The 23,461-nt window shown below is 50.2% G+C and carries 18 protein-coding genes and 1 tRNA gene; 8 read left to right on the forward strand and 11 right to left on the reverse strand.

Annotated elements, in window-relative coordinates:
- Positions 1-4 precede the first annotated feature (4 nt).
- The 3 genes from mgtE to GCU44_RS03010 form a co-directional block, all read right to left on the reverse strand.
- Positions 5-1,372 (reverse strand): magnesium transporter, encoded by a 1,368-nt coding sequence (mgtE, locus tag GCU44_RS03000; RefSeq protein WP_154853631.1) that lies wholly within the window; start codon positions 1,370-1,372, stop codon positions 5-7.
- Entirely contained in the window at positions 1,360-2,142 is a 783-nt protein-coding gene (rsmA, locus tag GCU44_RS03005) for a 16S rRNA (adenine(1518)-N(6)/adenine(1519)-N(6))-dimethyltransferase RsmA (RefSeq protein ID WP_154853634.1), read from the reverse strand. Before rsmA ends, mgtE begins: the two co-directional genes overlap by 13 nt.
- A 145-nt stretch (positions 2,143-2,287) precedes the next feature.
- Positions 2,288-2,842: a septal ring lytic transglycosylase RlpA family protein gene (locus GCU44_RS03010; RefSeq protein ID WP_241684820.1), complete on the reverse strand. Its 555-nt coding sequence runs from the start codon at positions 2,840-2,842 to the stop codon at positions 2,288-2,290.
- A gap of 150 nt (positions 2,843-2,992) precedes the next feature.
- Here GCU44_RS03010 and GCU44_RS03015 point away from each other — a divergent pair, with 150 nt between their 5' ends.
- Both GCU44_RS03015 and GCU44_RS03020 read left to right on the forward strand, forming a co-directional pair.
- Complete coding sequence (locus GCU44_RS03015) at positions 2,993-4,219, forward strand: metallophosphoesterase family protein (RefSeq protein WP_154853637.1); 1,227 nt, start codon at positions 2,993-2,995, stop codon at positions 4,217-4,219.
- Positions 4,216-7,257, forward strand: coding sequence for an AAA family ATPase (locus GCU44_RS03020; RefSeq protein WP_154853640.1), 3,042 nt, complete (start codon positions 4,216-4,218; stop codon positions 7,255-7,257). The genes GCU44_RS03015 and GCU44_RS03020 overlap by 4 nt, the downstream gene beginning before the upstream one ends.
- Before the next feature lie 99 nt (positions 7,258-7,356).
- Here the strand turns inward: GCU44_RS03020 and GCU44_RS03025 are convergent, their stop codons facing one another.
- From GCU44_RS03025 to GCU44_RS03045, 5 genes are all read right to left on the reverse strand, one after another.
- Entirely contained in the window at positions 7,357-8,565 is a 1,209-nt protein-coding gene (locus tag GCU44_RS03025; protein ID WP_154853643.1) for a glycoside hydrolase family 57 protein, read from the reverse strand.
- A 3-nt stretch (positions 8,566-8,568) separates the two neighbouring features.
- Entirely contained in the window at positions 8,569-9,849 is a 1,281-nt protein-coding gene (locus tag GCU44_RS03030) for a glycosyltransferase family 4 protein (RefSeq protein WP_154853645.1), read from the reverse strand.
- 12 nt (positions 9,850-9,861) lie between these two features.
- On the reverse strand, positions 9,862-11,778 hold the full coding sequence (locus tag GCU44_RS03035; RefSeq protein ID WP_154853650.1) for an amylo-alpha-1,6-glucosidase: 1,917 nt from the start codon (positions 11,776-11,778) through the stop codon (positions 9,862-9,864).
- A 550-nt stretch (positions 11,779-12,328) separates the two neighbouring features.
- A tRNA-His gene (locus GCU44_RS03040) sits at positions 12,329-12,404 on the reverse strand.
- Positions 12,405-12,481: 77 nt separating this feature from the next.
- Positions 12,482-13,825: a dihydroorotase gene (locus GCU44_RS03045; RefSeq protein ID WP_154853651.1), complete on the reverse strand. Its 1,344-nt coding sequence runs from the start codon at positions 13,823-13,825 to the stop codon at positions 12,482-12,484.
- 69 nt (positions 13,826-13,894) lie between these two features.
- On the opposite strand from GCU44_RS03045, the gene GCU44_RS03050 reads away from it, so the two are divergent.
- From GCU44_RS03050 to GCU44_RS03060, 3 genes are all read left to right on the forward strand, one after another.
- A complete protein-coding gene (locus GCU44_RS03050; protein WP_154853654.1) occupies positions 13,895-15,247 on the forward strand; it encodes a DEAD/DEAH box helicase in 1,353 nt (450 codons plus the stop codon).
- Between the two features lie 305 nt (positions 15,248-15,552).
- Positions 15,553-16,191: a hypothetical protein gene (locus tag GCU44_RS03055; protein WP_154853656.1), complete on the forward strand. Its 639-nt coding sequence runs from the start codon at positions 15,553-15,555 to the stop codon at positions 16,189-16,191.
- A gap of 66 nt (positions 16,192-16,257) precedes the next feature.
- A complete protein-coding gene (locus tag GCU44_RS03060) occupies positions 16,258-16,695 on the forward strand; it encodes a nucleoside deaminase (protein ID WP_154853659.1) in 438 nt (145 codons plus the stop codon).
- Between the two features lie 2 nt (positions 16,696-16,697).
- Here GCU44_RS03060 and GCU44_RS03065 read toward each other — a convergent pair whose 3' ends face one another.
- Positions 16,698-17,564, reverse strand: coding sequence for an alpha/beta hydrolase (locus GCU44_RS03065; protein WP_154853662.1), 867 nt, complete (start codon positions 17,562-17,564; stop codon positions 16,698-16,700).
- Between the two features lie 288 nt (positions 17,565-17,852).
- Between GCU44_RS03065 and GCU44_RS03070 the strand changes: the two genes are divergently transcribed.
- Positions 17,853-18,347 carry a TlpA family protein disulfide reductase gene (locus GCU44_RS03070; protein WP_154853665.1) on the forward strand — a complete coding sequence of 165 codons (495 nt, stop codon included), beginning with the start codon at positions 17,853-17,855 and terminating at the stop codon, positions 18,345-18,347.
- Between the two features lie 5 nt (positions 18,348-18,352).
- Complete coding sequence (locus GCU44_RS03075; RefSeq protein WP_154853668.1) at positions 18,353-18,979, forward strand: thioredoxin family protein; 627 nt, start codon at positions 18,353-18,355, stop codon at positions 18,977-18,979.
- A 40-nt stretch (positions 18,980-19,019) separates the two neighbouring features.
- On the opposite strand, the gene GCU44_RS03080 is transcribed toward GCU44_RS03075, so the two are convergent.
- Positions 19,020-20,558 (reverse strand): hypothetical protein, encoded by a 1,539-nt coding sequence (locus GCU44_RS03080; protein WP_154853671.1) that lies wholly within the window; start codon positions 20,556-20,558, stop codon positions 19,020-19,022.
- A 351-nt stretch (positions 20,559-20,909) separates the two neighbouring features.
- Here GCU44_RS03080 and GCU44_RS03085 point away from each other — a divergent pair, with 351 nt between their 5' ends.
- Positions 20,910-23,054, forward strand: a complete 2,145-nt coding sequence (locus GCU44_RS03085; protein WP_154853674.1) for a ligand-binding sensor domain-containing protein — start codon at positions 20,910-20,912, stop codon at positions 23,052-23,054.
- Between the two features lie 97 nt (positions 23,055-23,151).
- On the opposite strand, the gene GCU44_RS03090 is transcribed toward GCU44_RS03085, so the two are convergent.
- Positions 23,152-23,391 carry a hypothetical protein gene (locus GCU44_RS03090; protein ID WP_154853677.1) on the reverse strand — a complete coding sequence of 80 codons (240 nt, stop codon included), beginning with the start codon at positions 23,389-23,391 and terminating at the stop codon, positions 23,152-23,154.
- Positions 23,392-23,461: the final 70 nt, after the last annotated feature.

Genomic DNA, 23,461 nt, shown 5'->3' on the forward strand with positions numbered 1-23,461 from the left:
TCAATTATAGGTTCAAAAGTAAAGTGGCCACCGCAAAATATACGCCAAGGCCAAGCAGATCGTTGGCGGTGGTAATAAAGGGGCCCGACGCCATGGCCGGATTGATGCCCATCTTATCCAATACGATCGGGGTAAGCGTACCCATAAACGAAGCAAGCAGGACCACGCTGAATAGCGCAATGGCCACCACCAGACCAAATTTGGTTTCTTGACCGTATAGAAAAACTACCGTTAGCAAAACAAAACCTGCCAAAACCAAACCATTGAACACCGCCACCAAAAGTACCTTGAAAAAACGTTTGGTTAGACTGTCCTCAAAAACAGACTTGTTTGCCAGGCTCTGCACCACCAGGGTAGACGACTGAATCCCCACGTTTCCCCCAGTGGCCGTGATCAGCGGAATAAAAAAGGCCAGTGCGGTAACTGCACTTAAGCCTTCTTCAAAAAAACCAATGAACCCAGCCCCAATGAGCCCCCCCACCATGCCGATAAACAGCCAGGGGAGCCGGGCCCGGGATAGTCGGTAGACCGAGTCGGATTCTTCCACGTCGTCGGAAAAACCAGTCATTGCCTGAATGTCTTCCTCGGCCTGCTCCCGGATCAAGTCCAGAATATCGTCGACCGTAATCCGCCCCACCAGCTTGTTTTTTACATTCACTACCGGTACGGCCTCCAGGTCGTATTTCCGCATGATCTCTGCCACCTCTTCCCCTTCCATGTAGGTAGGAACGGAGATGATGTTGTCTTCGTAAAGATCGGCTACTTTGGTATCGGATCCCGCCAAAATCAGCTTTTTTAAAGCCACTCTTCCCAACAGCTTTTCTTTATTATCAACAACATAAATCGAAAAAATCTTTTCCACATTCTCTGCCTGTCTGCGGATTTCTTCGATGGTCTGTACCACGGTCCAGTTGAGGTTGGCCTTGATGATTTCCTTGGCCATCAATCCACCGGCACTGTCCTCATCGTAGCGGAGAAGTTCGATGATATACAACGATTTTTCCTTTTGCTCCAGGTGGCTGATGACAGCCTCCCGGTCGTTTACCACCAATTGATTCAACACGTCCACCGCATCGTCCGAGTCCATGTGATCAATCAGGGTGGCCAACTCCTCGGCCGGCATGGCGGTAATCACCTTGTACTGGGAATCTTCGTCCAGTTCGATCAGTATATCTGCCGAAAAATCCGGGTCCAATGCCCGTAGCACAAAGAGCGCCTCCTCCATGTCCAATTCGTCCAGCAGGGAGGCAATATCCGCCTTCTTGGCGTCCTGCATGGATTCCTGGATAAACGGAATATGCGCTTCTTCGATACTTTCCCGAAGCAGCTCCAAGTATTCCTTGGAGAGTTCAAATGACTTTATAGCTTCCAAGATGATTCCAGTTTTTGCGTTAAATAAACAAAATCGTCCACACCCAACTGTTCCGCCCGTAAATCCAATAGTTCCATGGATCTAAATTCCTCGGAGAGGCCCATGGGCTTCAAGGCATTGCGCAGGGTTTTTCTTCGGGTGTGAAATGCCTGTTTTACCAACCTGAAAAATAGCTTTTCGTTACAGGGAAGCTCCTGTACCGAATTCCGTTTCAGGCGGATGACAGCACTGGTTACTTTGGGCGGCGGATCAAAAACATCCGGAGGTACTGTAAACAAATACTCTGCCACATAAAATGCCTGGAGCAAAACACTCAAAATACCATACGTCTTGCTGCCCTTTGGAGAAGTAATTCGTTCGGCTACCTCTTTTTGTAGCATCCCCACCACTTCCATTACCTGATGTCGCTCTTCGAGCACCTTAAAGAATATCTGACTGGAAATATTGTAGGGAAAATTTCCAATGATGGCATAGGGCGCCTCGTACAAGCTCCGGTATTGGCTGGCCAAAAAGTCCCCTTCCAAAATGGTAAGCGCCCGTCCCGCATATTTTTCCCGCAGGTAGCTGACGGATTCGGAGTCAATCTCGATTAAGGTCAATTCCCAGGGCTTTTCGAGCAAGTAATCGGTCAAAACGCCCATACCTGGACCGATTTCCAACAGCTTACGGGTATCCCCAAATCCGGTAAGCGAAGACGCTATTCGCTCCGCCACCTGCAGATCGCAGAGGAAGTGTTGTCCCAGGTGCTTTTTGGCTCTTACTTTGCTCATATAGACGGTAGTTTGCAGGCATTGGCGTCCGCAAAAGTAAAACAATAATCTGTAACGACCATGCAACGGTCAAATCTGTGTGGATTGATCCAGGGTTGGTTAAAAAAAAGATTCAAGTCCGGAATTCGGCCGCATGCGGAACCTCTTAGGGAAATTGTCTGATTGGTTTTTTAACGGAATCCCAATCTTTCTTATAGGCAATATCGAAAAAATAGCTTCGCAACCGAATATCTTTTGGTAATTCCCGGTACTGCTGCCGCACCCAATCAATGGCATGATGACTGAGCAATTCCAGGCTCACAGGCACGATCCCGTCGTTTACCATGTCGAGATGCGTTGCCACACCCTTAGAAAGGTCAATGATGCGCGTAGAGGACTTGGGCAGCCGGTCGTTGATCCGAACGATGGCCTGGTAGCCGTTCTTTTTATTCGTCACTTTTACCAGGGTACCAAAGGGAAGGTGCTTGTGGGCGGCGGTAAACTGCCACATATCGTAGATCTCTCCGTTTGCCGTCATCCGGTTGTGAAACCTTTCGGCGTAGAAACTGGCAATCCCTTCCTGGATTACCAACAGGGAGTCAGGGGCAGTAAAAGGAGACTGAGCCCTGGACGCCACAGGCGGCCCAAAGGCAGCCAACAAGGCTGCCACCAACACTATTCTTACACCATCCATCACATTCATTCCAGATAATACAAACACTACGCCATTCTATTTCCAACCAAATAAATGGATTTTTCCCAAATAAACCTGTTCCAACTGGGGTAAATTTTAACGAATAGCCTTTGCCCTGCTCGGAGTTTGAAGTAAATTTAACCGTAAATTAAACTTTTAGCACTTGGTATTTCGCTCATGAAACTATTACACACGGCAGATTGGCATTTGGGGAAAAGGCTGCAGGACGTATCGCGTCTGGAGGAGCAGAAATTGGTCCTGGAAGAAATCATCGACCTGGCCGACCGGCACGAAGTAGACATGGTGCTGCTCGCAGGAGACGTCTTTGACACCTTTAACCCCAGTCACGAAGCCGTAGAATTGCTTTACAAAACACTTCGCAGGCTATCCAAAAACGGAGACCGTCCCATCGTCGTCATTTCCGGCAACCACGACAGCACGCAGTTTATCGAAGCCCCCGATCCGCTAGCCAGGGAACTGGGAATCTTCTTTTACAGCCGGTACGATACGGTGATTCCTACGGGAAAACTGGAAAACGGCTCGGAAGTCCTTTTTTCAGACACCGGCTTTGTTTCCCTCAAGCTGCCCCGCTTTGATTTTCCCGTCCGCATCATCCTGGCTCCCTACGCCAATGAATTGCTCCTCCGCACCTACCTGGGCGAAGCCGACCGGGAAGCGGAACTGCGACAGGTGCTGGCAGACAGGTGGCAAGAAATCGCCGATCGGTATTGTGACGAGCAGGGCGTTAACCTTTTTCTAGGGCATTTCTTTTTCGTCAAAGAAGGCGAAAAACCCGAGCCGGAACCCGAGAGCGAACGTCCCATCCTTCATGTGGGCGGTGCGCAGGCGCTGTATACCGCTCACATACCGGCCCAGATACAGTACGCGGCCCTGGGGCACCTGCACCGCTACCATGCCTGCAGCACCGCACCCGTACCAGCAGTCTACGCCAGTTCCCCACTGGCCTACTCCTTTAGCGAAGCGGGTCAGCAAAAACAGGTCGTCCTGATCGAAGCAGCACCCGGAAAACCCGTGCACTACGAACCTCTGCCCCTTTATCAGGGCCGGACGCTGGAAAGAAAAACCTTCGATAACCTAACCGCTGCACTGGAATGGCTGGAAACCCATCCGGATTGCTTCGTAGAGCTTACCTACGAAACCAGCCACTCGATAGATGCGGCAACCCGGCGTAGCCTGATGAACGCCCACGACGGCATCATCAACCTCATCCCATTGATTCAATCCAGGGAACGCGCCGGCGAACAGCAACTGCAGGTGCAGGACTTGGAACGGGACATGTCCAGCCTTTTCCGGATGTATTACCAGAGCGAAAAAGGACAGCCGCCCAACCAGGAACTGCTGGGCATATTTAACGAAGTTATCTCCCAAGCCGACCCCTCATGATTCCCGAAAAACTCACCCTTCAAGGACTGTATTCCTACAAGGAACCCCAGACGATTGACTTCAGCTCGCTGACGGCAGCCGGTCTCTTTGGTATATTTGGTGCCGTGGGCAGTGGGAAGTCTTCCTTGTTGGAAGCCATCCTTCTGGCCTTGTATGGCAGCACGGAAAGGCTTTCCGATAGGGGTGAAAAAAACAGCATGGTCAACCTTCAGAGCGAGTCATTGCTGATCAGTTTTGAGTTTCGGGCGGGAAAAAACAACCAAAAACGGTTCCTCGCTCGGTACAGTGTCAAACGTAACCCCAAAAATTTTGACGAAATACGCACGCCAGAACACCACTTTTACCGCAACGATCAGAACGAATGGATTCCCATTCCAGAAAAAGCTGAGGCTATCCTGGGGATGAAAATGGACCATTTCAAACAAACGGTGATCATTCCCCAGGGCAAGTTTCGGGAATTTATCGATCTGACCCCCGGACCCAGGGCCTCCATGATGAAGGAGCTGTTTGGACTGGAGCGATTTGATCTTTCCGGTAAGACGGGCATCCTGTTCAAAAAGGCCAAAGAGGAAATGATCAAACTCGAAACCCGTCTGGAAGCCCTGGAAGCGCTTTCACCAGAAAAGCTAGCGGAAGAACAAGCGGAAGCAGAAAAAATAGCGCACCTGGTCAACGAAAAAGAAAAAGCCTTCGAGAAATCTTCCCGAAGCCTGCAAGAAATGGAACGGTTTCGGGAAAAGCATCAAGAACTTATCCAGTCCAAAAAAACCTGGGAGGTACTGCAACAACAACTTCCGGAAATTGAAAAAAAGAAAGAGGAACTCAAAAAATTCCTGCAGGCGAATACCTACCTACGCCCGGTATGGGAAAAAATAACCGAAGAAGAACTTGCGCTGGAGGAGGCGACTGTCGGGACCATTAACTGCACCCGATTCAAAGAAACCTACAAAACAGAGATCGAAACACTGGAAAAACAGGAAGCCGAACTGAAACGAAAAGTAGACCAACGCCCACAGCGCGAGGCCAAAATACGGGATTTGCAGAAAGTATTGGAAATTCAAGGCCTGAATCAACAGCTTCGTGCCCTCCAGGAAAACCTGGAATCCCTGAAACCACAGCTGGAAACCGCTCAGCAAAGCCTCCAATCCGGAGAAAAAGACCTGGAAAAACAGGAGCAGGAAGCCGAATCCGTCGAAACTGCCGATGGACATCTGGAGCTAGCCGAACTTCAGCAGGAGGGTAGGGAATGGAGAAAACTACTGACGCAAAAAAAATCCCTACAGGAGCAGCTAGAAAGGCTACAGGCAGAGGCAAGCGCGATTTCCAGCAAGATAGCCCAATCCCAGGCCCTACGGCCAGCCGCTTACACCGATATGGATGAGTGGATGGATGTCCAAAAAGAGTCAATCAAAGCCCTGGAGCTGAAAAAGGACGAATTGATAGCGAAAAAAGCCCTACAATCCCACGCCCATGCCTTGAAGGAAGGAGAGGCCTGCCCTTTGTGTGGATCACTGGAGCATCCCTTTCCACTTGCAGGCAACCCTGCGGGCAAAGATGCGCTAACCACGCTACAGAAATCGCTGCAGCACTCCCTGGAAGAACTGGAGCAAACACGGGTGTTGACGAGGGATCTCCTGCTCCTTCAAACCAAACAGGAACACCAGGCCGGACTGATACGACATGCAGAACAGGAACGGGAGCAGGTACAGCTACAACTCGATCAACTACTGCAAATCCTCGCCACCAAAGGGATCGAGGGACCCGAAGCCCTGGATGCCAAATGCGAGGAACTCGAACAACGGCTGCGACAGCAATCCGCCCGCCAGAAAACTATCCGGGAACTCCGAAAACAATTGGATCAGCTCAGAAAAAAGATTCAACACGATCAGAACCGGTACCGGGAAGTGGAGCAGCAGTTGCTCGGCCTTCGCAGCACGGCAGCCGCAAAGGAAGAAGAAATTTCTGACAGGGAGTTTGGTCAAGCCTATCTGAATACCGCCTCCGGTACCATTCGGAAAACGATCGCAAAAGTACAGCAAGACATACGAGAGACCGCCCACCTGCTGGATGGGAAGCAAAAAGTACTAAAAGATACGCGCGATAAAGCTGCCACAAACCTGGCCAACCTCCAAAATTTTGCGCAAAAAAAAGAAACCTGCCAGCAAAAGCTGGAAAGCCTGAAAGCGGAGTATGCCAAACTATTGCTGGAATACGGGTTTTCGGACGATGCGGAATTAACTGAACTTTTTACCAGTAAACTAGATGCTGAAAAAACCGATCGACTGATTCGGGAATACGAGCAAAACTGCTCAGTGGTCAACTCGCGAATTACTGAACTGGAGAAGTTAAAAGGAGTGGTGGACTTCCGGCAACAAGCCTACGATGCCCTTTCGGTAGCGCATGGAGAAGCGAAAGGCGAATTGGAGGATTTAAAAAACCAGCTGACACTGTTGTTGCGATCTCTGGCCGAAATTCGGGAAAAACTATCCCTCAAGTCCGAACTCAGCCAGGCCGCCAACAAACTGCAGACCCGCCTAAGCTACCTCAAAGAACTGGAGCAGCTGTTCAAGGGCTCCGGATTTGTCAAGTACCTGAGTCGCATCTACCTGCAAGAGCTTTGCAATACCGCCAACCTCCGTTTTTCCAAACTGACCAAAAATAGCCTGAGTCTGGAAATTGACGATGCCAACACGTTTTGGGTGACCGACCACCTCAATGGAGGAAAGAAACGCTTGTTGAAAACCCTCTCTGGTGGGCAAACCTTTCAGGCCTCGCTCTGTCTGGCGCTGGCACTGGCTGAAAAAATCAAATCCCTCAACCAGGCCGACCAAAGCTTTTTCTTTCTGGACGAGGGGTTTGGCGCCCTGGACCGGCAATCCCTGCGAGTGGTTTTTGAGACGCTAAAAGCATTGCGTCACGAAAACCGCATCGTCGGCATCATCAGCCACGTGGAGGAACTCCAACAAGAAATTGCGGTGTACGCCACCATTGAATTGGATCCGGAAAAAGGAAGTCAGGTACAGTATAGTTTTCGTTGATGTAAAAAAACCGGCCATCCTCCTCATTGGTAGGTAATAGGAGTTCCTACCGCTGGCTGAGGGTGGCCGGTCTGACGGGAACAAAAGTCCCGAAGATTTTTAGCCAGAGACCGGGGCGCGTTCTCCTTGTTTGAGACGCAAAATAAAGTCGCTCAGCACATTCATATAATTGATAAAGGCTTCGTAAGGGCTTTCATAGGGGCTGAAATAAGCATGAATATCCCCATCCGAAAAAAACTTGGTACACATGTAGTAAAAATGATCGCTGGTCTGCAGGTAGCGCCAGTCCCGGTGGATTTCCGGGTCGTTGGAACTCTTTACCTTCGCTTCGAGTTCAAATAGCCTGTCAAAGGCTTCGTCCTGAAGGTCATTGCCCAGCCATGCGGTCAGGTCACGCTCTTCATCGGCCCAGGAAATGGGAATGGGTACGTGAATTTTCCCGACAGGGGAAGCGTTCGCAATGACCTCCGAGGGGGTGGAGAACGTGAAATTGGTTTGGTTAAAAACCGCATCCGGCAGGTGACGCATGAACTCGAAAATCCCCGTTTCCTTCCACTGATGCTCCCCAAACGTTTCGTAATCCATGAACAAATTGATCACTTCGTCTTCGGCCGGTACCTGGTTGAGCCAACCCATGAATTTATCGGTTGTCAGCGGGTAGTCGGACCATTTTTTCTCGCCAAAGCGAAAGGCAATGTCATCGCTCAGCCGGAAGTTTTTTAGCAGAACCTTGAGTTTGGGCTCGTTGGCATTGACGTAGACAAAATTCGGGCTTTTCCAACCCAAGATATGTTTGGCTCCCTCTGAAAGAATGCCATCGAAGCCCATTCCCGCGACCATTTCTCCGATGCTGTCGGAGTAAATGAGTTCGGTGTTCCGAAACACCCGGGGGGTATAGCCATTGAAATGCTGCTTTATTTTCTCCTGATGCAGCTGGACCATATCTTTGAATTCCGATTCACTTTTCAGGGCGCAGAGGGAGTGGGCGTACGTCTCGTTGAGCAGCTCTACGTGACCGGTAGCGACCAACTCCTGAAAGCTGTGCAATACCTCCGGGGCATAGGCTTCCATCTGGTCGAGAATGGTTCCTGACAGGGAAAAACAAACCTTAAATTTCCCGTCAAACTTCCGAATGAGTTCGAGCAGCAGCTGGTTCATGGGCAGGTAACACTTTTTAGCCACCTTGTTCATGATGTTTCTATTGGCGTAATCGTCCCAATAATCGTGATCGTCCCCAATTTCAAAAAATCGGTAGGGCTTTAATCGAAAAGGTTGGTGTACTTGAAAATAAAAACAAATGGTTCTCATATCCTATTGATTTACGGTTTCCTTGTATATATCGATGACCTTTTTGGCCACATGTTCCCATTTGAGCCGCTTCAGTTCCTCTCTGCCTAGCTCCCGGAACATTTTTGAAATCCCATTGTAATGCAACAGCGCAAAGATGGCGTCTGCCATGGCATCGATGTCCCAAAAATCGACTTTAACGGCATTTTGGAGTACTTCTGCCACGCCGGATTGTTTGGAAATGATCACCGGGGTATTGTGGCGGACGGCTTCCAATGGGGAAATACCAAATGGCTCGGATACCGAAGGCATGACGTACACATCGCTGATCGCAAACATTTTGTCCACATCGTCACCTTTGAGAAATCCGGTGAAATGAAACTTGGTTCCGATCCGCAACTCGGCCACCCGCTGAATCATGCGGTTGAGTAAGTCCCCTGAACCGGCCATGACAAAACGTACATTATCGTCCTTTCGAATGACTTTGTGTGCCGCTTCAACAAAATATTCAGGACCTTTTTGAAAGGTGATACGTCCGAGGAATGTGACTATTTTCTCGGGTACTTTCTTCTCCTCCTTGGATTTGATGATGCTGGTATCCAGGACGGCATTGTGCACCACCGTCACCTTTTCTTCGGGAATCCCGTATTTTGATACGATGGTGTTTTTGGTAAGTTGGCTGACGGCGATGATTTTATCTGCGGCTTCCATGCCGGCTTTTTCAATATCGTACACGCGCTGATTCACCGTCTGACCGGATCGGTCAAATTCGGTGGCATGTACATGGGCGATTAGGGGCTTCCCGCTCATTTTTTTGGCGGCAATTCCTGCAGGAAACGAAAGCCAGTCGTGGGCATGGATGAGGTCAAATTTTTTGTTTTTCGCAATTTGTGCGGCCACCAGCGCATAGCGGGATACCTCCAGGATCAGGTCTTTGCCGTATTTGCCGCTAAAGGAAAATTTATTGGAAAGCACGCTGGATTCCAGCTCGTCCTGGTCCTTCAGCAGGCGTTCGGTATGGTTGTGGTACTCTTCGGGACTCAGGTAAGGAATTAAAAAAGAACTGACTTCCAGGTAGGTAAGGTTTTTCCAGATATCCCTGAAACGTCGTTCCCGGTAATCGATTTCCACATCGCTGGCGTTAACGAACTCCGCAAGCGGGTCCTCGTCTCCCCAAAGCTTCGGAACTACGAAAATCAGGTCTTGTTTGTGGTGGGCCATTCCCTTTACCAACCCATAGCAGGCAGTACCTAAACCTCCGGAAATATGGGGAGGAAATTCCCATCCAAACATTAAAACTTTCATAAAAAAACCTTTTTAAAGATTGTCGACTAAATATTTCATCCGCAGCAATTCCCCGACGCTCCATGCCTGAGAAATCGCCCCCTTCGGCCTGTGGGGAGGATCTCCATCGTAAATTTCGGCGATAGCTCCCACTCCGTACTGGGTCATCACCCCATCAAAGCTACTGATCATGTTCTCCACCAATTTTTTCCCTTGTTTCCCATGCAGCTTTAAGTATCCTTCGGCAAAATGGCCCAGCAACCAAGGCCAGGCAGTACCCTGGTGGTAGGCATTGTCTCGCTCGTACTGATCGCCCTGATAATACCCTTTGTAACGGGGATCACTGGGGGCCAGTGTCCGGAGTCCCCGGTTGGTAAACAAGTTGTTTTTGACCACCTCCAGTACCTGGTCCTTCTGTTCGTTACTAAGCGGGCTGTAGGGAAGGGATGTGGCAAATACCATGTTTGGCCGGATGGACCAATCCTTTTTCTCTCCCTGCACCACGTCAGCCAGGTACCCTTTCTTCTCGTTCCAAAATTCGGTTACAAACGATTCTTCCAGTGTATCCGCCAGTGCTTTTGCTTCCTCATCTCCGCAGAGTTCGTGATAAAAACGCAAGGCATTGTACCACAGGGCGTTGATTTCTACGGGGCAGCCCAGGCGCTGAGTGACTGGCCCGTCTTTGGTGACAGCGTCCATCCAGGTCAGCGCGATGCCCTCTTCCCCCCCACACAATAGGCCATTTTCCATCACATGGATGTTAAAAGCAGTTCCTCTCACAAAACCGTCGATGATTCCCTTGAGCTTTTCGAGGTAACGGTCACGGACCGTATCCGCATCGCCAGTAAAAATCACGTATTGCTGCAAAGCCCAGAAATACCAAAGAGGGGCATCAATGCTGTTCATGTTGGTCATCACCCCGCTACCGACGTTTGGAAACAAGGCACCTTTCAAGTCCCGGGACATGGAGTCCATCACGTCCAAAAATGTCTGCTTATCCCCCATGGTCAGCGTCAGGCCCGGTAAGGCAATGAAGGTATCCCTTCCCCACCAGCCAAACCAGGGATAGCCGGCAATGACCCGGGTCTCTCCATTCCGTCGGCTGATAAATTGCCCGGCCGAGTTTTTGAGGCAATTGACAAAGTTATCCCGCGGAATGCGGCGGCTGATTTCCTCCTTGAAGGACTCCTGGAGCTTTTCCGGAACTGCTTCCTTCAGGCCGGCAGACAAGATCACTGACTCTCCTTTTTCCATGCTAAATTCGAAATAGCCCGGTACGTACAGGTCCTCCTGGTAATCGTATCCCCGTTCAATCTCCCGGATATATTCGATGTTGTAAAACCAATCGGGAACCGGCACAAAAACGTTATCCTTTGAGATTTGAAGGGAAAGAGGGTCGTAGGCCTCGTACAGGCGAAACTGTACGCCACTTTTTATTTTTTTAATCTTTTTATTGACATAGGTATTGGCCTTGGACAGGGAATGGTACCCCCGAAATGCCAGAAAGGGGCTTACCCGCAGTTTGGTGGGAATCAGCGCATCCACCAGGGTGTATTTTACCATGACGCGGTCCGCCGTCGAATCCAGGATGATTTCTTTTTCCAGAACTACCCCCCCTACCCGGTATCGGAGTTTCGGTATGGGCTCGGAGTCAAAATCCTCCAGGTATTTGTGTCCGCGAGGGTAATAGTTTCCCGGATACTTATTGATACCTAGATTAAACAAAGCATCCTTTTGTGCGATGGTTTCGTGCAGATTGGAAAGCAATACGTGTAGCTGTCCATCGATCTGCGGCTGGGGTGCCACCAAGAGCCCGTGGTATTTCCTTGTATTGCAGCCGATAATCGTCGTACTCGTATAGCATCCGGATCGATTGGACCGGATGATTTCTTTTTCTAAAGAATAATTCAGGTTAATGAGTTGCGTCTTATCGAAATGTATGTAGCTCATTTAAACAAAAGTTTGTGGTTTTTATAAAAATACTTGAATACTTCGTAAAGAAAAATTAATGGCGAAAAAACTACTCCAAATACCGTTATAAAAAGACCAACAATTTCCGACCACCAATTCAGCCATAAAAAAAGGGGACATGATGTCCCCCATTCTTTGTCGTATACTACCCTGTCGATCAAGCACTTTCTTTCTGAATTTCTTCGAAATTCCTGATCGACTCTTCAAATTTAGCCATATACAAATGAACCTGGTTCAAATTGATATACCTGATTTGAGGAAATTTTTTAGAAGGTTGAAATAATTTAAACATGACTTCTGGAAATTAATTAAATCCTGCGATACCTGATACTCAAATTACATGCCACACACTACCAACCCAATCCGAATAAAACCAGGCCCTGGTTAGGACCGGAAACCCGTTCACTAACCCCCCAACATTTCCGTACACCCTAGGTTTACGCGGCTACAAAAGCAACAAACGAACACTCGCCGTAAAAAGTTGCCTTCCCAAAAAAAACAACCCTCCCGGTATCTGGGAGGGTCTAGGGGGTGAAAGACCGGGTTCGAACCGGCGACCTCTGGTGCCACAAACCAGCGCTCTAACCAGCTGAGCTACAATCACCATTTTTCACTTTTCCAATGCGTTTATCGGATGGGAATGCAAAGGTAATATGCTTTTTTTAGTCAAACAATACATTTGCTATACATTTCTGGAAAATTTAAGTCGTTGGCCTTGTCGCTCTTCGTGGAAGGTTCCGTTAGCGTACGCAAGGTGTCCGGAAACGATCGTATGGGTGATTTTGGAGCGAAACGTTTGCCCCTCAAACGGAGACCATCCGCACTTGGATAGTACATTGTCCCGGCTGACTTCCCAGGGATCATCCAGGTCCACCAACACCATATCGGCGTGGTAGCCCGGACGCAGGTAGCCGCGCTTTTCGATTTCAAACAAGATCGCCACGTTGTGACTGCTTTTTTGGACGATTTGTTCCAGACTGATCAGGCCTTTGTGGTACATTTCCAGAAGAGCCGGCAGGCAATGCTGCACCAAGGGTCCACCCGAAGGAGCCGATTGGTAGCGCTTCGCCTTTTCCTCCAGCGTATGGGGAGCGTGATCGGTCGCCAATACGTCGATATGCCCGTCGAGCAGGCCCTTCAAAATCGCTTCCCGGTCTTTTGCCGTTTTAATGGCCGGATTCCACTTGATTAGATTCCCTTTGCGTTCGTAATCCTCTTCTGAAAACCACAAGTGATGCACACAGGCTTCGGCAGTAATCCGCTTCTCCGCCAATGGCAGGTCCTTATCAAATAGCTTGACCTCCTCTCCTGTACTGATATGCAACACGTGCAGCTTGCTGCCGTACATACGGGCCATATCGACCACGGTTTTCGACGCATCGTAGCAGGCCTGCCAGGATCGGATTTTTGGATGGAAACGGACCGGAATATCCTCTCCGTATTCTTTTTTGTATTTTTCCAGATTTTCTTTGATGATGTGATCGTTTTCGCTGTGGGTGGCGATGATGGTGGGGCTGTGCTTGAAAATCTGCTCCAAACTATCCGGATTGTCCACCAGCATGTTGCCCGTAGAAGAACCCTGAAAAACCTTCACCCCGCATACCGTCTGCGGGTCTACTTTTTTGATGGTCTCGATGTTATCGTTGGTAGCCCCCAGATAAAAGGAGTAATTGGCAAGGGATTTTTTGGCAGCCAGCTCGTATTTGTCTTCAAGCAACTCCAAGGTAGTCGCCTGCGGCACGGTGTTGGGCATTTCCATATAGCTGGTAATTCCTCCAGCTACGGCTGCCTTACTTTCGGTATAGATTTCTGCCTTGTGAGTCAAACCGGGCTCACGGAAGTGAACCTGATCGTCGATAAGACCTGGCAGCAGGTACTTTCCGCTGCCATCGATCTCCGTATCTGCCTCGTATCCCGAGAGGTCGCCCCCCACCGCAAAGATCAACCCCTCTTTAATATAGAGGTCGCCCTGCATAATCTTACCTTCATTCACTATATTTGCATTCCGGATTAAAATTCTTTTCATACCATCGTTCTTTGAGGGAAAGGGTACATCGAAATACCCCCTTGAATCGTTTCATAAAAATATAAAATCATGGTCGATCAACTGCAATCTTTTGAAAATTTTAATCTAAACAAGCAACTTTTACGTGCAGTGCAGGAAATTGGCTACGAAAAACCCACCCCCATACAGGAAAAAGCCATTCCCCTGGCGCTGTCCGGACACGACATCCTGGGCATTGCTCAAACCGGCACCGGGAAAACCGCGGCTTTTGTACTTCCGCTCCTGTTTAAAGTAAAATACGCCCAGGGGCAGCATCCCCGTGCCCTGATCCTGGCCCCCACCCGGGAACTTGTCATGCAAATCGAAGAGGCAGTCAGGGGTTTTGGCAAATACACCGACCTGCGCTACGTCTGCCTGTACGGCGGACTGGGACCCAAACCGCAGATCGAAAAAGTACAGCAGGGAGTAGACATCCTCATTGCCACCCCGGGGCGCTTTCTCGATCTGTATAAAAAGGGTGTGGTCTACACTCGGGATATCAAAACCATGATACTGGACGAGGCAGACAAAATGCTCGACATGGGCTTTCTGCCCCAAATCCGTGCCATCCTGGAAATCATACCGGTAAAACGCCAAAACATGCTTTTTTCCGCTACCTTCAGCGACAAAATAGAAAACCTATCCCACGAATTTCTGGAATTTCCAGAACGCGTGGAAGTGGCCCCGCAGGCCAGTACGGCGGGCACCATCGATCAATACAAGTATTACGTGCCCAACGTCCGAACCAAACTGGACCTGCTGGAAAAAGTAGTGAGCGGGCCTGGCTTTGACCGGGGCATCGTCTTTACCAAGTCCAGAAAGAATGCCGAGGAAGTATTTCGCTACCTGCAACACCGACAGTCAGGAAGCATTCGGGTCATCCATGCCAACAAAGGCCAAAACACCCGGATCAACAGCATGGACGAATTTAAAAAAGGTCAGGTAAAGATCTTGGTGGCAACCGATGTGGCGGCACGCGGACTGGACATCAGCATGGTCAGCCATGTGGTGAATTTCGACGTGCCCCTTATCTACGAGGATTACGTGCACCGAATCGGCCGCACGGGCAGGGCAGAAAACGAGGGCACCGCCGTCACCTTTATCAACCCGGCCGAAAGCTATCACTTCGAAAAAATTGAAGCCATTATCCGCAAGGAAGTGCAAGAACGACGCATCCCTAAAGATATTCCTGCACACGAAACCCCCTTTGACGAGCAGCAAGGCTACGAACGTGAAATCGACAAACAGAAAAAAGGGGAGGATCCGGAATTCAAAGGGGCCTTTCACGAGAAAAAATCCTACCAGCCAGCCCGTATTGAAAAACCAAAAAAACGTGGCAACAAAAACAGCAAGGCGAAGCGAAACAGAAATCAGATGAAAACCAAGGGTAAGTGGAAAAAATAAGCCTTGCTCCGAGTCGCACTGTTTGGCAAACAAATCCGATGGAATTTTCCGAAAAAAACTCTGCCCGCTGGTACACAAGAAAATGCGTTTTACGAATTTAAAATTGCAAAATAAATATTTTTTAGATTTTTTTACTGATTTATCTGAAATAAACCGTTATTATTTGGATTTTGTCTGCGATATTTGCAGAAGGTAACCTGCATGATTTTTTGTAGGAGCAGCTAGCAGCGGACGATCCCAGGACACTTTTCGAAGATCCGGGAGTGAAACAGGCCCCTGAAATTCGTTACTTATTGACTGAAACCATGAAAAACGTAGTTGGAATCTTTTTTTGGTGCGGTATGGTCGCTTTTGAGGCTGGCGCACAAAGTCATTTTTTCAAAAATGCAGATGTTGAAACCATCGTAGAAAATCACGAAACCATTGCTACCCTGCCGTTTCAGGCCCGGGTGACCTTGCGGCCGGATCAAATGGAGTCGCTATCGGCCGATGAACTTGCTTCGCTGGAACGATTGGAGGGACAAAGCATTCAACAGGCGCTTTTTACCTGGTTTCAAAACCACAAAGAAACGGGCAAACTTGCTGTAAACGTGCAGGATCCTGCGGTTACCAATAGTAAATTGACCGCTGCGGGAATAAGCCTGGAAAATTACCAGGACATAGCTCCATCTCAACTGGCAGCCATACTTGGGGTAGATGCCATCGTCACCGGCAGTTACGAAACCAACCAACCCCTTGGGGCGAATGGAGAAGAAAATGAAGGAATTCTCGCACCCGAAGCCAATCTGGCCGTTATCAATTTGTTTATCTACAATGCAGCAGACGGGGAATTGCTGCTTCAATTCCACAACGGGATCTATGGGTCGAAGGAGAGCTTGAACAACGGGCTGGTCGAAGCACTCTTGAAGAAAGTATCCCGCAAAATGGTCTATGCCAAAACCTAGCGACCCGAAGTGGGTATTTCTACCGGAATTTTTCGTAAGTTGAGAGGTAAACCAACGGAAGTAGGAATGGATTCATGGATGGAGGCAGCGATCGTCGAAGCGAAAAAAAGCCTGGACCAGGGCGGAATCCCGATCGGGTCGGTACTGGTGTACCGGAACAGGATTATCGGCCGGGGCCATAACCAACGCGTCCAAAAAGGAAGTAGCATCCTGCATGGAGAAATGGATGCCCTGGAAAATGCTGGAAGGCAACCGGCTGCGGTGTATCGAGAGTGCACCTTGTATACCACGCTTTCCCCATGTCCAATGTGCTCGGGTGCGATTTTACTCTACGGTATTCCCCGCGTAGTCATCGGCGAGAACGATACCTTCCGGGGTTCCGAAGAACTACTCAAACAGTACAACGTAAGCCTAACCGTGTTACAAGACCCCGTATGTCAGGCGCTTATGCATCGCTTTATACAGAGAAATCCCGGTATCTGGCAAGAGGATATTGGCGTCTGATGTTACTTCTGACGAAAAGTATCCGAAACAAACCGCAGTACTTCCGGAAGTGATTCCCGCCAATACGTCCAGTTGTGGGCCCCGTCCCGAATCCTGAACTCATGGGGTATTTCCTTTTTCTTCAGCGCAATATGCACGAGGCTATTGCCCTCGTAAAGAAAATCGTCGTCTCCGCAATCGAAATACCATTTTACCGATTTCATCGCTTCGGGAGCGTTTAACTCGATCTGCCGAAGCGCCTGATGCCGGTCATAATATGCCTCCAACACGGCGGAGTCCTTTACCACCGTTCCGCTATTTTCCAAACCCTTTTTAAACTCCTCGAGGCTGGCACTTCGCAAGGCTGCACTCAGGGGACAAGCCGAAGAAAATAGGTCCGGCCGATGCATGGCATAGAAAAAGGTGCCCCCTCCGCCCATGGACAAACCGGCAATGGCCCGGTACCGTTTTTCTTTCTTGATTCGGTACTGCGATTCCACGTAGGGCATCAATTCCTCAAAAAAGAAGTCTTCGTACCGCCATTCTCCGTTCACATCGTTGAAATAGCCCCTCCTTCCGGTATTGGCATCTGGCATGACCACAATCATCTGCGTGGCGATGCCTTCGGCAAATGCCTGATCGGCAATGTGCTGCACCTCACCGAATTGTACCCATCCGGTTTGGTCATCGCCTGCTCCGTGGAGCAAATACAGTACCGGGTACGAACGCTGGGAATGATCATAACCGGGAGGGAGGTATACGGCAAACTTCCGTTCCATATTCAGGATTTTGCTGTCCATCGTTAGGGCATCAAAGACCCGGCTTTCCTGAGCCCGAACAATGGAAAAAGACACAAAAAAAAGCAAGGTAAACGCCTGTAACAGTCGCATGGCAAAACTTGGTTTATTTTAGGTTAGTACTGGTTTTGGACAATTCCGAATACAAGCTACTAAATTCGTCGCTAAAGCGATGAAAAAAATCGATTTTTGCCGAAAAAAAGCGCAAAAATTGGAGTAACTCGTTCCGACGCAGGCCTGCCCGCGGACGCATCCCGCAATAAGTTAGGAGTTGCTACCTCGATTCGTGCAGCGAATTGGCCGTTTAATGCCGCCTTGGTTGCCCAACCAATCCCCACCAAATTCGTATAAAGCCGTGTGCGTGCCTTAACCCCCACTCTCATGAAAACCAGTATTACCGGATTTTTTTTCGTCTTGCTTCTCGTGCTTTTGCCGGGATTTTCGAACAAAGACCTACCGAAATCAGCGTTTAAAGTTATTTCCTTCCAAGAATTTGAGCAGCTGGCGGCCGAGGAGTCGGAAAAGTTGCGTGTTTTCAATTTTTGGGCAACCTGGTGCGCCCCCTGCATCAAGGAAATGCCCTATTTCGAAAAAGCCAATCAGTCAGACAAGGAGCTGGAGCTCTACTTTATCTCCATAGACGATGCCCGACGACCCGAACGGGTAACGGCATTTATCGAACGAAAAGCCATCGAATCCCCCGTCTACCTGTTAAATGACGTGGATTTCAATTCCTGGATCGACAAAGTCAGCCCCGACTGGACCGGAGCCATTCCGGCCACGCTTTTTATCCAGGCAGACGGTAGCAGACACTTTCACGAGGGGGCGATGGAAGAAACCGAATTGCTTCAGCGTATTGACCAACTCAAACAATAAGCACCATGAAAAACACCAAAAAATTTATCGGTATACTCCAGGCATTGTTGCTGCTGGCGACCGTTTCCCTGGCCCAAAATAATGGATACGAGGTAGGCGATGAAGCGATGGATTTTCACCTGCAAACCGTCAGCGGTTCGCAGGTATCGCTTGAAGGATTGGAAGGAAACCAGGGGGCTATTGTTATCTTCTCCTGCAATACCTGCCCCTATGTACAGGCCTACGAGGACCGCATGATCGAGTTGCATCAGACCTATGCCTCCAAAGGGTACCCCCTGATCGCAATCAATTCGAACGACGAGAAGATCAGTCCGGGGGATAGTTTTGAGGCCATGAAAACAAGGGCTGCAGAAAAGAAATTTCCCTTTGCTTACGCCTACGACAAGAGCCAGGAGGTAATCCGGGCCTACGGCGCTACCCGAACTCCCCAGGTATACCTGTTGGAAAAAGAATCCGATCGGTACATCGTGCGGTATATCGGCGCCATTGATAACAACTACCAGGATGCCACTTCCGTCAGCGAATTTTACCTCGCGGATGCCCTGGATGCCTTGCTAAGCGGAGCGAAGGTACCACGGGAAACGACCAAAGCGATCGGCTGTAGCATCAAGTGGAGCCGGAATTCCCAGTAATTGGCAACCCTCCCATTTCGGTACATTGCCCGCTTTAGCATCAGTCAAACCCATGGTACAGGTAAATGGCCCCATAGGTCCATTGCGGGCCCTGAATGCCCGGATAATTGTACCGATCCATCATCAAAGCGAGGTACCGAAAGGGATACCCCTCGGGTAATTCGACCACATTGGGCCATACCCGGGTACCCGATTCCGCATCCCAGGGAGGGAGGTCCATTTGCAAGTTTCCCCGTTCCCGAAGGTCCGGGTAGCTGTAAATGAAAATTTTTCGTTCGCTGCTCCCGAAGAAGGCGTAGCGGTGATCCCCAATTTTTTGAAGCGAGGTACCCGTGGAGTTTACCGATACCGGACCGGCAAGGGGAACAAATCCCCGATTCCACTCCTCCGACTCCAACAGGATGGCCTTGTATCCGTTTTGATTGATGCAGGTCAGCATGCGCCATTTGTTCGCCGCTGCATCAAAAATCAGGTGCGGATCTTCGATATCTCCCACCATACCGAAAGGCCTTGCCTTCATGACCGAAAAGCCAAACCGGGGATCCTTTTTGCTGGATATGGTAAGCAGTTGCTTCGCTTCGTCCTCGTCGGCATAAGCACTAAACCCCGTGGTAAGGCCTTTCCAGATTTCCTCCCTTCGGTCGTAAAACAAATGGGAGGCTACCTCGTTTCGCAGCAGGCCATCGTTGCGGTCAAAAACGATCACTCCCTCCAATCGGATATCGAAAACCGTGGGGTCCAGGCTAAATACTCCCTGGAGGGGATGGGGCAATCCCCGTCCACGGATGGTGAGGGTGTACCACAACCTTCCCCGATCCAGCAAGGGGCTTCCATCTTCGTAGGTAATGGCCCGAATATCCGCCAGACCCATGCCGGCTCCAAGGTAGGCATCGACCCGATCGATGTGCACGGCACCCTGCGAAATCTCCAGGAACACCTGCGATTGAAAACGATTGATTCTATCTCGCTGCCGTAAATCCAGGTACTGGCTGAATTCTCCCTGCCCAATAGCCAAAGGCAAGCCCACATCCTGAAGGTACACCGTCAATCCGCTGCCCAAAAGTTGTAAGATCAGTCGTTTCCCTGCCAGGGAGTCTATGGAAGCAGTTTGAATGGACGCAGATAGTACCCGTACAGAATCTTGGTATACCTCCATCCGTAAATCCTGGAACAGGCCTTCGCTGTATTCCAGCCCCACACGCATGCCATCTGATCCCGCACCAAACGTAAATCCCAGCGCGCCACTCCCCCTGAGGTCTCCCAGGTCCAGGGAATAGGTGGCAAACGGGTTGAATCCGCCAAACCAGACTTCGGTGTGGGAAGCACCTTCGGAACGGACAATCAGCTGTTCATTTTCGACGAGCAAAGCAGCTTTTTCGTCCCGGTGGTGCCTAACCGGATGCATGGCGGGCAATCCAATGATGGATTGGGGGTCCAGGGAGGCCAAAGGAATGCGCTGCTCCGGATCGAAAACAAACCGCTTCACGCCTTGTCTTACAAACTGGATGGCATCCGGTGAGGGCTGCGCCTGAATGGAGGTAATGACGAAAATCAATGCCGGAAAAAAACAGTACTTCATGGGTCTATCGTTTGTCTTCAAAGGTCGCCGCCTAGCTGACACCGATCGTCATCCCAGACTGGGAAGCGCTCCTTGGACCAGTCTGACTCAGGCCGCCTGGTTTGCAACCCGGTCAGCTAAGGCTCCCGAATATACGGATACTTCCGGTTCGCTTGCTAGTGAAAAAACCTCTTTTTTACCGTTCACAATTCGATTCGCAAACGAAACTCCTTCGGAGAGAAGTCGTTTTCATCCCAAGGCAGGTCAGAAGTAGCCTATCCCTTATCCAATCCAGTATATTCTATATTTCCATGTTAAAAAAATCCCTGGAGGCGAATTGGCCACCTGTCTTTATACCACTGAAAAACACCCATGAAAGCACGCACCACGAGTTGGATCATTGCCCTGTTTTGCCTGGCGTTATCGTTCCCATCTGCAGGTCAGGTAATGTCATCCATTTCGCAACAGATTCGAAAAACGATCGCCTTGCCTCCAAACGCAGGAATGGAGGTACTCCGGCTTTTTGCAAAAGGAGATTCCATTCGGGTCGTTACCTCCCACGGCCTGTTTACATATTATCAGGACAGCTGGTCGGGAGCGCCTTTTATTACCGGGCTACAAGTTGCAACCATGGACGCCTCCCGACAAATCTGGCTCTCCAATGGTCGCTCCCTATGGGCAGAAGATGGAAAACGCATCCCCAATCCAGCCTTGCTGCCGGGTGAGTCGATCCGCAGCCTTGCCTGGGCGACATCCCAAACACTCCTTGTAGGCACCAACCGGGGCCTGCACATTTGGCAGGATGCCTGGACCCGGGTCCCGTTTCCAGAGGAAATGGCCGTAAATTCCCTGGCCGTGGACGCAGAGGGAAATTGGTGGCTGGCTGCAGACCGGGGTCTTTGGCGGCGGCAGAAGGGTCGCTGGACAAACTTTGACCAAGACGTAATGGCTCCAGGCCACGAGAGCAATTACCTGACACTGGAACCCGCGGACGAGGGAAAAACCCTCTATTTTAGTTCCGCAAATGCCATAGGCGCCCTGGCTGCGGAGGGAAATCATTGGATGGCACGGGGATCGGACGGTTTGCCCTACGGGCCGGTTACGCGCATGGCTATCAAAGATGGAACGATCTGGATGGCCACGGAAAAAGGACTGATCAAAAAAGACAGCAGCTGGCACTACTACGCCGGCAAGCGCTGGCTTCCGGACGACCGGGTACTCGACCTGTTGCCCCTGGGGAACGATAGGGTTTGGGTGGCCACATCCGAAGGAATCGTGGAATTGGCCAGTATCCCCATGTCTATGGAGGAGAAAGCCGACTCGCTGGAGCGGGTGGCAGAAGCACGGCACAACCGGCTGGGACTCATCAACCGCTCCAAACTCGCACTACCCGGCGAGCTGGGCAGTAGTTTTTTAGAAAACCAGGACAACGACGGGCTTTGGACCTCCTGCTACCTGATCGCGCAATGCTACCGGTACGCCGTCACCCGGGACGAAACTGCCCGGGTGCGCGCGGTACGCACATTTGAAGCATTGGAACGGCTGGAAACCGTTACTGGTATCTCCGGTTATCCCGCACGGTCGTACGCCAGAGCAACGGACATGGTCGCTCCCTCCCGCTCTCCCCATCCCAAAAATTGGCACGATTCGGCCGATGGGGTATGGCAATGGCTGGACGATACCAGCTCAGACGAAATCGTCGGGCACCTCTTTTCCCTAAGCCTCTTTCACGAATACCTGGCCGACGCCTCGCAGCAAAAACGGATTGTGGATCTAATCGATCGAATCGTCAGCCACATTTTGGACAACGAGTTTCAACTTATCGATGCTGACGGACTACCTACCCGCTGGGGAATCTGGAACCCCGACTCACTCAATCGCTCCACTAACTGGATGTACGAACGTGGCCTGAATTCTTTGCAGATCCTTTCGCATTTGAAAACGGCCTACCATTTTACGGGCAAGGAAAAATTCGAGAAAGCCTACCGATACCTGGTAGAAGAAGAGGGATATGCCAAAAATGCGGTGAAGGCAAAAATGACTGACCCCTTTGAAATCAGCCATTCGGACGATATCCTGAATTTTTTCCCCTATTACAACCTGCTTCGGTACACCGGGGAAGATGATCCGTCCCGGAAGCTGTACGTGAAAAGTCTGCGGCGTTCCTGGGAGGCGGTACGCAACGACCGCATGCCGGTGTGGAACCTCCTGGCAAGCAGCCTGCTGGGGGAGGAACTGGATTTGGATTTGGCGCAGGCGGCATTGGAAGAATTCCCCCTCGACCAGATCAATTGGTCCTTTACCAATAGCCACCGTTGGGATTTAAAAAGGGATGAATTTCCGGGTCGTGGTAGGGCCGAACAAGCGTTGGTAGCGCTTCCTGCCGGGGAGAGTAATGTTTTCCGTTGGAATACCAATCCCAAGCAACTGGATGGCGGTGGGGCCGGATTGAGCGAAGAAAATGGCAGCTACTACCTGGTGGCCTATTGGATGGGTCGGTTTCACGGGTACTGGTAAGACCCGAGCCTATGCGGTACTGCTATCCGCAAAAAAAAGCAACCGATAGCCTGAGCTCCAGCCCGTTTCTGGAAAGCGCCGGTGCGGCAATGCGCAGTTAATCGCGATTTTTGTGCTGCTTTTTGGAGCGTTCATTAGTCGCGCGTCTGTAGTCCTCGTCGATGTGATACCGTTCCTTCGCGCGCTGCAAGGTCTTGGCCCGGTAGTCGGGATCGTTTTGGTAGCGCTCCCGGTAAGTAGCTCGCGCCTTTTCCCGAAATTCAAGGTCTTTCAGGTACCGCTCCCTTCGCTGCTTTAATACCTTTTCTTTGTTTCGTTCGTACCAACTCTTTTCCAAAGTTTTTGTGTTAAGAGGTTGAAACCAGTCGTCAAATTAACATTCCATTCGTTTATAATTTAATTTCTGA

The sequence above is a fragment of the Cyclobacterium xiamenense genome, from assembly GCF_009467825.1.
GTDB lineage: Bacteria > Bacteroidota > Bacteroidia > Cytophagales > Cyclobacteriaceae > Cyclobacterium > Cyclobacterium xiamenense.